The following is a 12,276-nucleotide window of genomic DNA, read 5'->3' as shown; positions in this document are numbered from 1 at the left end:
GGCCTTCTTCGCGGGCGATTTCAGATGGTGTCCCGCCGGGTTCAATGAACCCGGCTACAGCGCTCGCCAATTCGCCTGTAACCCGCTAGCCTCACCCTTCATGAAGAACCTTCGCCTCCTTCCCTTGGTCGTTGCGCTCACCTTGTCGACCGGCTCCGCCTTTGCCGCGGACACGCCCAACCTGCCTATCGATCGGGCGCTGAAAATCGCCCAGGAATATCTGCAGAAATCGGGCACCGGCGCGAAGGTCGAAATCGTGGGGCTCACCTACGAGCAGACGAGCTTCCACGCCGGTTACTGGTACGCCAAGTGGTCCCACGCCGTTCAGGCGGGCGATGACAACTCGCGCAAGGAAACCGGCCTGCGCATCGATATGGACGGCACCGTCACCCGTTTCCTTAGCGCCCCCGGCGGCCGTTACGAACCGCCGGTCGGCCAGAGACCGGTGGGAGCGCGGAGCATGCGCTGATTCTTCCGCGAGCATATCCGCCGCCTCTGTGGAGTTCTACGCCCCGGCCAAGGTCAATCTCTCCCTCCGCGTCCTGCGACGCCGGGAGGATGGTTTTCATGAAATCGAGAGCCTCATGTGTCCGCTCTCGATCTTCGACACGATTGATCTCTCGCATCGGGAAGAGGGCGGCCTCGAATTCGTTTGCGATGACACCACGCTGCCCACGGGCGACGACAATCTCGTCGTCCGCGCGGCGAAACTCTTCTGCCAGTCCTGCGGTTTCCAGCCGCGGCTGCGCATTCAACTAACCAAGCGCATCCCGCACGGGGCCGGACTCGGCGGCGGGAGCAGCGATGCCGCGACCACGCTCGTCGGACTCAATCGCCTTTTCGAAACCGAACTCTCCCGCGAGGCGCTCTCCGCCATGGCCGCCGATCTCGGCTCGGACGTGCCATTCTTCATCTATCAATCCGCAGCCGTCATTCGCGGCCGCGGCGAATTCGTGGAGCCCGTCGCTTTCCCACACGAGCTCCCGCTGTTTCTCATCAAGCCGCCCTTCGGCGTGCCGACCCCGTGGGCTTATAAACATTGGCTCGACTCGCGCGAAGTGCCCGGCGTGCCTTACGCGGCGCAGGAATTTTCCTGGGGCACTTTGGTCAACGACCTCGAGCGGCCGGTGTTCGAGAAATATCTCTTCCTCGCCGATCTGAAATCGTGGCTGCTCACCCAACCGGAAGTCGCGGGTGCGCTCATGTCCGGTTCCGGCGCCACTGTCTTCGCGCTCCTGCAGGAGAAAGGCGCCGCCGAGTCGCTGGCCTCCAAAGTCGCGGCGGAATTCGGAACAAATCTCTGGTGCTGTCTCTGCGAGACGATTGGTGGGTGACCGGTCGCCGCATTGACGCGAGACACCAGGGCGTGCATGCTCCCTCTATGAGCCTCGCCGAGATCGAGTCCGCCGTAGAATCACTTCCTGCTCAGGAACAGGAACTACTACTGCGTCATTTGACCAAGAAGTTGTACGGCGGCCAATCCGCTACCGCGACTTTGGTTATGGAAAACGGAAGGCCAGTCCTGGTTGCACCACCCGGCGCGCCAGCGATGACGTCAGATATGGTCAAAGCAGCGCTCGCTGATTTTCCGTGAGTTTCCTTTTGGACGTAAATCTACTGCTGGCATGCGGCTGGCAAACTCATGTCGAGCATGCACGTGCACTTGCTTGGCTCGATGGACAAAGCGAATTTTACACATGCGCACTGGTGGAGCTTGGCTTCATTCGTGTGAGCATGGGGCCGGGGTTCCGCGCCCTTTTCACCGATACGCTTCCCGCACTTCGGGAAATCAAGAGTCGCTCCTCAGCGAGAACCATCGAGGTAGATCTCGACGTGATACAGTTACCGATAGTCTCTTCACACTCTGACGTAACGGATGCCTACTTGGTCTCCTTGGCCAGGTCACACGGATTACAATTGGCGACACTGGACGCGCCTTTGATTGCCAAGGCGTGGGCTACTGGTGTTGCTGTTCGCCCTTTTTAGTAACGCGCTGCGCTACAGCCCCGCGCGCTCCAAAATCGCCCCCACCACCTTCGTCGCCTCGAAATGCTCCGCGGCGACTTCATACGCGGCGCGGCAGTGCGCGGCGTAATCCGCATTCACCGCGCGCACGGCTTCAGCGATGTCATCGAGCGTGCGGAAACTGAGCAGGCCTTTGCCCTCGCCGTAATGACTGGAAAAATCCGTCTCCTGCGTAATCACCGGTCGGCCACACGCCAGATAGCACGCGGTGCGATCGCTGAACCAGCCAGTATTGAGCCGCACATATTGATCCTTCGCCACCGTGAATTCCCCCTTCGAATCCTGCATGTAGCGCACATAGGCATTGTGATCGATGCTGATCTCCTGCGGACTCGTCAGCCGCCAACCGCGCTCGTTGAGCTGCGTGCGCGTGGCTTCGTCGCGCAGGTTGGTCGCGAGTTCGAAGGTCTCTCCCGCCCGCTGCGGTGCGTCCATGAAACGCAAAAACTCCAGCGCCTTGCTCCACAGATATTTGTCTCCGCGCCACTCGATGTCTTTGCCCTTCGTGTTCCAATTCGCAATCGTGGTGAAGATTGCGCCCGGCAGGGACGGCGACGCTGCTTTCCAAAAATCCGTGACGATCGGCTGCCGCGTGGGCTGCCAGGGAATGCCGTGCAATGGGACAGGAAAACGCTGCGTGCCGATGTTTTCGCCGAAGGTGAAAACCGCGTGATAGTGCGAAAGCGTCTCGCGAATCTTCGCACTCGGATCGTTGTCAATGAGGCACTGCTCTTTTCCCGGATCGCTCTCGATGTAAATGAGGCAGCGATTCTGCAGCAGATCTTCGTGGAGCTCCTGCTCGCCGCAGACGTTCAGGATCGCATCCGCCTCGCGGTATAGCTCATCGATGCGCTGCCCGCTCAAGCCCGCGGTGGGGCGATCGTCGAGATAGCGTGCGCGGTACCCCCAGCGATCCTCGAAACCGAATTGCTGTGCGAGCTTCGGCATGATCGCCGCGGTGTAACTCCAATCCGCCACATAGTCATACGTGATCGGGTGATACGGATGCGCCGTGGAATCCTCGATGTAATAGACATCGTGACCGAGCCGTTGCAGTCCGACGATGTAATGTACGTGCTGCCAGATGACGCCGGCAATCGGGCAGCGCGCCATGTAGCCGGTGACGATGAAACGTTTGCGGCTCATGACGAAAGCCGCTTGGCAAACCGCGCCGGATTTCCTGCCACCACGGTATTCGGCGGCACGTCCTTGGTCACCACGGCACCGGCCGCGATGACCGAGTTATCGCCGATGGTCACGCCCTTGAGCACAATGGCGTTCATCCCGATCCAGACGTTGTTGCCGATCTTGATCGGGCGCGATTTCACCGCTTCGATCGGACGCTCCGGTTTGCCTTCGTAAAAGGGCGCGAGAGCCTCGGCATCGATTCGACGCTGCGCCGCAGCCACCGGATGAAAATCGGAATCGGCGATGCCCGTGCCCCAGGAAATGAGGCAATGCGAGCCGATCTCGATTTCGGATTCACACGTGAGCAATGCACCGACGAGCAGCGTAAAGTCGCCGATTTTCACATGCCCTTGCGGTCCGACGGCGAGCTGCGAAGCCGCATAGACCGACACATGGTTGCCAAACTCCACCGCCAGCTCGCGCTTGCCCTTGAAGTGCAGAAAACTCTGCGCGCTCTCGCAATAGAAACCGTCGCCCCACGTGACGTTGGGTGGGATCTGGCGGTTGGTCCAGTCGTGTTCGATACGGCGGTCGGGGAGGACGTTGGTCATTGGAAAGATGGAGGCTCTTAATCGTAATCTTTAATCGTTAATCCTTAATCCTTCTCTTCGGCCTTACACCGCCACGGGATTAACGATTAAGGAACAAGGATTAAAGATTAAGGAGAGAATCATGTGAGATTGGCAGAGCGATACAACGAAGCATAGACGCCACCGCGTTGAACTAATTCAGGGCCTTTGCCCTCTTCGGCGATGGTGCCTTTGGCCAGCACCACGATCTTGTTCACGCGATGCACGGTGGCGATGCGGTGGGTGATGATGAGCGTGGTGCGGCCGCGCATGAGTTCCTCGATGGTCTGCATGATCGCCGACTCGGTGGTCGGGTCGAGCGCGCTGGTCGGTTCATCAAGAATGAGCAGCGGCGCGTTTTTCAAAAACGCACGGGCGATGCCGATGCGCTGCCGCTGCCCCACGCTGAGGTGTCCGCCACGTTCGCCGACCTGCGAGCGATAGCCGTCCGGCGTGGCCATGATGAACTCGTGGGCCTGCGCCCGCTTTGCGGCTTCGATGATTTCCTCCTCGGTCGCGTCGGGCCGGCCGTAGGCGATGTTTTCGCGGATGGTCGTGGAAAAGAGCAGCGTGTCCTGCAACACGATACTGATCTGGTCGCGCAACGATTTCTTCTTCAGCGCGCGCAGATCCTTGCCATCGAGCAACACGCTTCCGCCCGTGGGATCGTAAAAGCGTGGCACGAGCGAAAGGAGCGTCGACTTTCCCGCGCCGGTCCCGCCGACGAAAGCGACCGTCTCACCCGGCGAGATGCGCAGGTTCACATCGTGCAGAATCTCCCGCGCACTCGAATACCCGAAGGCCACATTTTCGAAGACTATTTCGCCGAGCGCACTGGTGATCGGCACGGCATCGGGCGCATCGGCCACGTCGTTTTCCTTGTCGAGAATCTCAAAGCACCGTTGCGTGCCCGCCGCCGCCGCCTGGAAGGCCCACGCGATGTGGGTGAGCGCCTCGAGCGGCTGATAGAGCATGAGCAACAGGCTGGAGAGATACCAGATACCGCCGATGGTCAGTTTCCCCGAGAGCACGTGGAGCGCGCCGACGTAACACATGGCGGCCGAACTCGCGGCGATGATCGTGCCCACGAGCAACGCGCTGCGCATGGAGGTCGCGTTCAGCTTGAGATTCGCATCGAGGCTTTCGCGTGCACTCGTGCTGAACTCCTGCACTTCATGTTCTTCGCGTCCGAAAGCCTGCACCATCTTCACCGAGCTCAGGCCTTCCTGCGCCGCGGTGAGCACATCGCTCTCGCGCTCGGCCACGGTGGTGGATTCGTCGCGGATGCGTTTGGCGTAGATGAAAATCGCCAGCATCATGAGCGGGATGGCGATCAGCGAGAGCAGCGCGATCGACCAGTCGAAATACCACATCATGGCGAAGGTGGAGACGAGCGAGATGGCGCTTTGGAAAAGGAAGAAGCCCTTGCTGTAGTAGGCCTGCACGCTCTGCGAGTCGTAAGCCACGCGGAAGCTGCTGTCGGCGCTGCGGCGCTGGTCGTGAAACTTGAGCGGCAGCGAGTGCAGGTAGGCGTAGAGCTCCGTGCGCAGGCGCATGAGCCCGTGCAAACCCACGCGAATGGTGAGCACATTGATCACATAACCGATCCCGCCGGCGAGCAGGTGGAAAACGACCATGAGCCCGCAGACCAGCGCGACGACCGCCGAAATGCTCCACGTGCTGATATCGATCCCCGGCAGGGTGAGCCCATGAGGCGTGTGTCCCGCTGCCGGAAGAATTTTGTCCACGATGTATTTGAGCGGCCAGGGGCGCAGCAGGTTGAAGGCATTCGCCACCAGCGTGAGCCCCATGCAGACGACCGTCGGCCGAAGATCGGGACGGAAATAGGTGAGCACGCGGCGGTAAAAGGACATTGCGGGGATGGAATACTGGGAAGCGGAGCAGTGCCAAGAGCCAAGTGAGCAGAGGGCCCATCCGGAATGACGAATGACGAATGTTGAATGCCGAAAGGAACACTCCGCATTCGTCATTCGTCATTCCGCATTCCCTCCTGTGTCAGAATCCCGACACTAGTGCTTTTTGGCTGACAGTTTTTTTGAACCTTTTGGGACCATGCAGCGTCTATCTATTCAGAAAGCTACGTAGAACCTAGTGCGTGGCACACCCATTGCTAAGATAGTTTTTGCCCAACAAATTTTCCCAACAGACCTATGAAAAAGCACCTGAAAAAGACCAATCGCTCCAACTTCAGTTTGGGCGACCTGATTGTGGCCGTGAGCAGCTACACGAAGAATAATCGTGAGACAGTGGCTGCCGTGGCCGACCTGCTCGAAAGCGGCCGTGTTCGCTTCAGCAGCCAGGGCCGCAAAATCCGCGCCCGCGTCTACTAAAGAGACGCCTCGGCTCGGCCGTGTTTAGGGGAACGGTCTTCCGTCCCCACCAAAACTCCTCATTTCCAAGACCCCGTCCGCGACTTTCAGGTCGTCGACGGGGTAAGTCTTTTTAAGGCGGTCCCTGGCGGGCAATTAGCCCTCGAAAAACGTTTTCCTTTTGCAATCGCTTTCCTTCTCCCTAGCCTCCTTCCGGTGATCGAACGTTACACCCGACCCGAAATGGCCGCCATCTGGGCGGATCAGCGCAAATATGAAATCTGGCTCGAGATCGAGACCCTGGCCTGTGAGGCTCAGGCCGAGATCGGCGTGATTCCCAAAGAGGACGCCCAGACCATTCGCGCCAAGGGGAAATTCGATCTCAAGGAGATCGCCAGGATCGAGGAACGCACCAATCACGACGTCATCGCCTTCCTGGAAAACGTCGCCAGCTACGTGGGACCCTCCTGCCGCTGGATGCACCAAGGCATGACCTCGAGCGACGTGCTCGACACCACACTCGCCGTGCAGATGTCCGAGGCTTCGGACATGATCCTGAAGGACTTGCGCGAGCTGCGCGACGTCATCGCCAAGCGGGCGATCGAGTTCAAAAAGACCCCCATGATCGGCCGCAGCCACGGCATTCATGCAGAACCCATCACTTTCGGCCTGAAGCTGGCGCTCATGTGGGATGAATTTGGCCGCGCGCTGGCCCGACTCGAGGACGCCCAGCCGCGTATCCGCGTGGGCAAGCTGAGTGGCGCCGTCGGCACCCACGCCCACCTCGACCCGCGCGTGGAGGAAAAGGTCTGCGAACGCCTCGGCCTCAAGGCCGCCGCGCTCAGCACGCAAGTCATTCAGCGCGACCGGCATGCGGAATTTCAGACCGTCCTTGCGCTCATCGCCTCTTCCATCGATCGCTGGGCCACGGAATTCCGCCACCTCCAGCGCACCGAAGTGCTGGAGGTCGAGGAATACTTCTCCGCCGGCCAGAAAGGCAGTTCGGCCATGCCCCACAAGCGCAACCCCATCACTGGCGAGAAGCTGAGCGGTTTGGCGCGGGTGGTGCGCGGAAATGCCCTGGCGGCGCTCGAAAATGTCCCACTTTGGCACGAGCGCGACATCAGCCATTCCTCCGTCGAGCGGATCATCATGCCGGATTCGTGCATCATGATCGATTACATGCTCGTGACGCTGCGCCGTCTAGTGGAGCGCCTGCTCGTGTATCCCGAAAACATGGAGCGCAACCTCCACATCACGAAAGGCCTGTACTTTTCCCAGACCATCCTGCTCAAGCTCACCGAGCGTGGCCTGGAACGCAAGGCCGCCTACGAGGCTGTGCAGCGGGCGGCAATGAAGACCTGGCAAGGTGACGTGAGCCTGCAGGAAAACCTGGCCGCCGAGCCGGAAGTCGCCGCAAACCTCACGCGCCCGGAGATCGATACTCTCTGCTCGCTAGACATCCATTTCGCTCACGTGGACGATACTTTCCGCAAGCTGGGTTTGGAGAAGTAACCTCGACTCCTGCCGGCGGTTCGCCCTTTTCTCATGTTAACCAACGTGTATCGTTACGCGCCTTTGAACGGATAAGCCTATGACTCGGAAATTCGCCCTGCTCCTGATCGTCGCCGTCCTGCCTTTCTCCGGCTGCAAAAAGCTCAGAGAGAAAGTGCCTTTCCTGAAAAAGAAAGAGGTCGCCGCCTCGACACCCGCTCCAGCCCGCGTTGCCGCGCCACCTCCGGCCGCCGCACCTGGCGCTTCCCATGAAACCGCTGCCGCAGGCGAGACCACCGCGCCTTCCGCGCCGTCATCTCCAACGGCTCCGGCTGCCGCGTCGAAAAAGCCGGAGGCCCCGGCCGTAAACAAGAACGCGCAGGTGATCTGCCTCTGCTATCACAACATCGAGGACGGCAGCAAAATGCGGGCGCTGACGATTCCGGTCGCCGAGTTCCGCCGTGAGATGGAGGAAATCAAGAAGGACGGCTTCAGCGTCATCCCGATGCAGGATTTCCTCGCCTGGCGTCGCGGCGAGAAGGCCATTCCGAACAAGAGCTGTATCGTCACCATCGATGACGGCTGGGTCTCCGCTTACAACAACGCATGGCCGATCCTGAAGGAATTCAAGTATCCCTTCACCCTCTTCATCTACATCAATTATGTCGGCACCGGCGGCAAATCGATGAGTTGGGATCAGCTCGCCGAAATGCGCGACGCGGGCGTGGACATCGAGTCGCACACCTACTCGCACTCCGACCTGAAAAAGCCCGGCAACCTCGTGGACAAGAAGGCCGCCGAGGGCATCCGCAAGGACGTGGCGGCCCTGGGCCTGGATGGCTGGCTGCGCAAAGAGATCATCGGTTCGAAGCAGGTGCTCGAGAAGCAGCTCGGCATCAAGTGCAATGTCTTCGCCTACCCCTTCGGCAGATGGACCCCGAAGGCGGTCGAAATCGTGAAGGAAGCCGGCTACGAAGCCGCTTTCACCGTTTATGGCCAGCAATTGCATCCCAGCTCGCAAGCCGAACTGCTCGGCCGCTATGCCGTGGAACAGGACAAGCCGAAGATCTTCGAGGACGCCATGAAGATGATCGGTGGCGGCCAGAGCACTGCGTCCGCCTCGGGTCCCTCGGAGCCGGCTTACACGCAATTGGCTGCGGTCTCGATGGTCACCCAACCGATGGATGGCGAGACGATCGGCAACCCGAAGCCGCTCATCAAAGCGAACCTCTCCACGCTCGGCGAGATCGACCCGGGCACTGTCGAGATGCGCATCAGCGGTTTCGGCCCGGTGGCCGTGAAATACGATCCCGCCACCAAGATGGCGTCGTATCAGCTGACCCAGAAGCTCCGTGAACCGGAATACACGGTCTTCATTTCCGCCAAGTCGAAAGGCAAGAAGATCGAGACGAAGTGGGACTTCAAATACGACTCCACCGCTGGCCCTTCCACGGGCGCCCCGACGGACGCCTCCGCTCTGCCGCCCCGAGCGACGCCGGCGCCCGCACCTGCGGCCCCGCCGAAGAAGAGGTGAGGCGCCGGAAGTTGAGAGTTGATGGTTGAGAGTTGAGAGTCCACCACCTGACCACATTCAAGGGCGCTCCGCGCCCGATTAGTCGACAATCCATCGCGGAGCGATCATTTCAGGGGAACAGTTGGGGGTCTCTCAACCCTCAACACTCAACTCTCAGCTTTTCCCGCCCCTCAACCATCAACTTGCCCTTCTCTGAATTCACGCTAGTCTCCCCGCCCCCGCCCGCATTTCATGTTTTCCCTTCTCGCCGATAAACTCCAGGACGTCTTCAAAGACCTGCGTGGTCATGGGAAGATCACGGAGACGAACATCACCGACGCCATGCGCGCGGTGCGCATGGCGCTGCTCGAGGCGGACGTGGAATTCAACGTCGCCAAGGGATTTATCGCGCGGGTCAAGGAGAAGGCGCTCGGTGAGGAAGTGCTGCGCGGGGTGCATCCCGGCCAGCAGATCGTCAAGATTTTTCACGACGAGCTCACCGCCCTGCTCGGCGGCGACAATGAGCCGCTGAATCTCGAGAAACCGGCCCGCATCATGATGGTCGGCCTCAACGGCGCGGGTAAGACGACTTCCTCGGCGAAACTCGCCATGTGGCTGAAGAAGCAGGGCAAAGCGCCCCTGCTCATCGCTTGCGACTTGCATCGCCCGGCGGCCATCGAGCAGCTCGCCACCCTCGCGAGGCAGGTCGGCGTGCCCTGTTTCACCCCGCCGCCCGGGGAAAAGGATGTGCTCAAGGTCGGCAGGCTGGCTGCGGATTGGGCCAAGGAGCAGCCCGGCAACGTGCAGATTTACGACACCGCCGGCCGCCAGGAAATCGATGAGCCGCTGATCCAGGAGATCAAGGCGCTCCGCGAGTTCTTGCAACCGCAGGAAGTGCTCCTCGTGGCCGACGCTGCCACTGGCCAGCAGGCCGTGAGCGTGGCCACCCACTTCCACCAGGCGCTGAATATCACCGGCCTCGTCCTGACCAAGCTCGATGGCGATGCCCGCGGTGGCGCGGCGCTCTCGATGCGCCAGGTCACCCAGCGTCCGATCAAGTTCGCCGGCATCGGCGAGAAGTTGGATCAGTTCGAACCGTTTTTCCCCGATCGCCTCGCGGGCCGCATTCTCGGCATGGGCGACATCATCGGCCTCGTGGAGAAGGCGGCGGCGGCCATCGACGAAGAGGACGCCAAGCGCATGGAGGAGAAGATGCGCACGGCTTCGTTCGACCTGAACGACTTCCTCGCCCAGTTCAAAATGCTCAAGAAATTGGGCCCTTTGGAAAATATCCTTGGCATGTTGCCAGGAATGAGCAACCTTAAGGACTTTTCGGTTGACGAAAAACAGATGAAGCGGGTCGAAGCCATAGTGCTTTCGATGACGCTGGCCGAGCGCAGTAATCCGGACGTTTTAAATGCCCGGCGCCGCCAGCGAATCGCCCGTGGAAGCGGTGTTTCCGTCACTGAAGTAAACGATCTCCTTCAACGCTTCGGCCAGATGCGGAAGATGATGAAGGGGTTCGGCAAGATGAGGCAGATGATGTCGCGCCCCGGCGCGGCCTCCCGCTTCGGCTTGAAACGCTAGATTTAAACCACCACACTTACTTAACCAGAAACCAAACCGCCATGGCCGTCAGCATCCGTCTTCGTCGCGAAGGCAATCTTAACAACCCTTACTACAAAGTCGTCGTCGCCGACGCCCGCAGTCCTCGTGACGGCAAGTTCATCGAGCTCGTAGGCAACTACGACCCGAAGAAGGCCAGCGACAACGCGAACGTCGATCTTTCCCGTATTGATTACTGGATCAAGAACGGCGCCCAACCCTCCGACACCGTGCGCAGCATCATCAAGAAGGCGCGCAAGAAGGAAACTGCCGCGGCCAAGTAAGGCCCGGCAATTTCGCCCAACGTCGTGGACAGCCTGCAAGCCATGCAGGAATTCCTTGAGCATGTGCTTCCACTGCTCATCGATTACCCGGAGGATATGGTGCTGACCAAGCAGACCTCCGGGAAACGCACGACGTTTCATCTCAAGGTGCGGCAGACCGATGTCGGCAAAGTCATCGGCAAACATGGCCAGACCATCGTGGCCATCCGCAATTTGCTGTCCGCGAGCGCCGCGCGGCACGGGGAGAAAGCACAGCTCGAAATCGTCGAGTAACGGCGCACCGGAAGCAGTCGCTTCCGGCGTGGAGGATGTTCGAAAGGCAGAACATCGAACATCCAATCGCAGTTGACCCGCGACCCTTCACGCCGCGAAACTCCCGGCTTTCGATGAACGAAGTCACCATCCGCGTCCCCGCAACGACCGCCAACCTCGGCCCTGGCTACGACTGCCTCGGTATCGCGCTGCAGATCTACAATCACGTCACCGTCGAGCGTGGAGGCGAACTCCAGACCCACCCGATGGTCGCTGCGGTCGCGGAAAAGTTCTTCACCACCGCTGGTGTCACCCCCTTCCCCTTTTCGTGGAAGATCACTGGCGACGTCCCTCGCTCACGCGGCATGGGCAGCAGCGTGACGGTTCGGCTCGGCCTGCTGCATGGCCTGAATGAACTGAGCGGCAAACCGCTCTCTGCTGACACCCTGTTCCATATTTGCGCCGAACTCGAAGGCCACCCCGACAACGCCGCCCCTGCCGCCTTCGGCGGATTCACCGTCGCCGGCGGCGCCGAGATCGCGCGGTTCGAGGTCGCACCGGAATTGCGCTTCGTCCTGCTCATCCCCGACTTCGAAGTCTCCACGCCCGCCGCCCGCAAAGTCCTGCCCGCACAGCTCGATCGCCTGGCTGCCGTGCAAAGCTGCGCCAACGCCTGCCGCATCACCGCGGCCTTCGCCGCGAAGAATTACGCCCTCCTCCGCGGCGCCTTTGTCGACCAATTGCACCAACCCTTCCGCGAAAAGGAGCTCATCCCCTTCCTCAGCAAAGTCATCGCCGCCGGCGAAAGCGCCGGCGCCCTCGGCGGATTCCTCAGCGGCAGCGGCTCGACGATTTGCTGCGTGACCGAAGGAAACGAAGAAGCCATCGGCGCTGCGATGCTCGCCGCCAGCGGAAACGCCGGCGCGCGCATCATCATCACCCGCGCCGACAATCAAGGCACCCTCCGCGCATGACCGCCCCTCTTCATTAGCCCCTGTCGCGCCATGGGCGTCTCA

14 protein-coding genes are annotated in these 12,276 nt (G+C 60.5%); 11 read left to right on the top strand and 3 right to left on the bottom strand.

What is annotated here, in order from left to right:
- Positions 1-100: 100 nt before the first annotated feature.
- From CFE428DRAFT_RS14160 to CFE428DRAFT_RS41075, 4 genes are read left to right on the top strand one after another with little or no spacing between them, the layout of a single operon-like run.
- Positions 101-469 (top strand): hypothetical protein, encoded by a 369-nt coding sequence (locus CFE428DRAFT_RS14160; RefSeq protein WP_006980248.1) that lies wholly within the window; start codon positions 101-103, stop codon positions 467-469.
- Between the two features lie 28 nt (positions 470-497).
- Positions 498-1,334: a 4-(cytidine 5'-diphospho)-2-C-methyl-D-erythritol kinase gene (gene ispE / locus CFE428DRAFT_RS14155; RefSeq protein ID WP_006980247.1), complete on the top strand. Its 837-nt coding sequence runs from the start codon at positions 498-500 to the stop codon at positions 1,332-1,334.
- Between the two features lie 47 nt (positions 1,335-1,381).
- Complete coding sequence (locus tag CFE428DRAFT_RS14150; protein ID WP_042724959.1) at positions 1,382-1,594, top strand: hypothetical protein; 213 nt, start codon at positions 1,382-1,384, stop codon at positions 1,592-1,594.
- Complete coding sequence (locus CFE428DRAFT_RS41075) at positions 1,591-1,986, top strand: PIN domain-containing protein (protein WP_042724958.1); 396 nt, start codon at positions 1,591-1,593, stop codon at positions 1,984-1,986. Before CFE428DRAFT_RS14150 ends, CFE428DRAFT_RS41075 begins: the two co-directional genes overlap by 4 nt.
- A 12-nt stretch (positions 1,987-1,998) precedes the next feature.
- On the opposite strand, the gene CFE428DRAFT_RS14140 is transcribed toward CFE428DRAFT_RS41075, so the two are convergent.
- From CFE428DRAFT_RS14140 to CFE428DRAFT_RS14130, 3 genes are all read right to left on the bottom strand, one after another.
- Complete coding sequence (locus CFE428DRAFT_RS14140) at positions 1,999-3,171, bottom strand: glycosyltransferase (protein WP_006980246.1); 1,173 nt, start codon at positions 3,169-3,171, stop codon at positions 1,999-2,001.
- Positions 3,168-3,764, bottom strand: a complete 597-nt coding sequence (locus CFE428DRAFT_RS40490) for an acyltransferase (protein ID WP_006980245.1) — start codon at positions 3,762-3,764, stop codon at positions 3,168-3,170. Before CFE428DRAFT_RS40490 ends, CFE428DRAFT_RS14140 begins: the two co-directional genes overlap by 4 nt.
- Positions 3,765-3,883: 119 nt before the next feature.
- A complete protein-coding gene (locus CFE428DRAFT_RS14130) occupies positions 3,884-5,656 on the bottom strand; it encodes an ABC transporter ATP-binding protein (protein WP_006980244.1) in 1,773 nt (590 codons plus the stop codon).
- 297 nt (positions 5,657-5,953) lie between these two features.
- Between CFE428DRAFT_RS14130 and CFE428DRAFT_RS14125 the strand changes: the two genes are divergently transcribed.
- The 7 genes from CFE428DRAFT_RS14125 (at position 5,954) to thrB (ending at position 12,234) form a co-directional block, all read left to right on the top strand.
- Positions 5,954-6,133 (top strand): hypothetical protein, encoded by a 180-nt coding sequence (locus CFE428DRAFT_RS14125; protein WP_006980243.1) that lies wholly within the window; start codon positions 5,954-5,956, stop codon positions 6,131-6,133.
- Positions 6,134-6,328: 195 nt separating this feature from the next.
- Positions 6,329-7,627, top strand: coding sequence for an adenylosuccinate lyase (gene purB, locus CFE428DRAFT_RS14120; protein WP_042724957.1), 1,299 nt, complete (start codon positions 6,329-6,331; stop codon positions 7,625-7,627).
- A 79-nt stretch (positions 7,628-7,706) separates the two neighbouring features.
- The gene (locus tag CFE428DRAFT_RS14115) at positions 7,707-9,140 is read left to right on the top strand and encodes a polysaccharide deacetylase family protein (RefSeq protein ID WP_006980241.1); all 1,434 of its coding nucleotides are present in this window, start codon (positions 7,707-7,709) and stop codon (positions 9,138-9,140) included.
- A gap of 231 nt (positions 9,141-9,371) precedes the next feature.
- Entirely contained in the window at positions 9,372-10,706 is a 1,335-nt protein-coding gene (gene ffh, locus CFE428DRAFT_RS14110; RefSeq protein WP_006980240.1) for a signal recognition particle protein, read from the top strand.
- A gap of 41 nt (positions 10,707-10,747) precedes the next feature.
- Positions 10,748-11,008 carry a 30S ribosomal protein S16 gene (rpsP, locus tag CFE428DRAFT_RS14105; protein WP_006980239.1) on the top strand — a complete coding sequence of 87 codons (261 nt, stop codon included), beginning with the start codon at positions 10,748-10,750 and terminating at the stop codon, positions 11,006-11,008.
- Positions 11,009-11,032: 24 nt separating this feature from the next.
- On the top strand, positions 11,033-11,281 hold the full coding sequence (locus CFE428DRAFT_RS14100) for a KH domain-containing protein (protein ID WP_083805143.1): 249 nt from the start codon (positions 11,033-11,035) through the stop codon (positions 11,279-11,281).
- Positions 11,282-11,394: 113 nt separating this feature from the next.
- Positions 11,395-12,234 carry a homoserine kinase gene (gene thrB, locus CFE428DRAFT_RS14095; protein WP_006980237.1) on the top strand — a complete coding sequence of 280 codons (840 nt, stop codon included), beginning with the start codon at positions 11,395-11,397 and terminating at the stop codon, positions 12,232-12,234.
- The last annotated feature ends 42 nt before the right edge of the window (positions 12,235-12,276 follow it).

Source organism: Chthoniobacter flavus Ellin428, from assembly GCF_000173075.1.
Lineage (GTDB): Bacteria > Verrucomicrobiota > Verrucomicrobiia > Chthoniobacterales > Chthoniobacteraceae > Chthoniobacter > Chthoniobacter flavus.
This window is presented reverse-complemented; position numbering and strand designations above follow the sequence as displayed.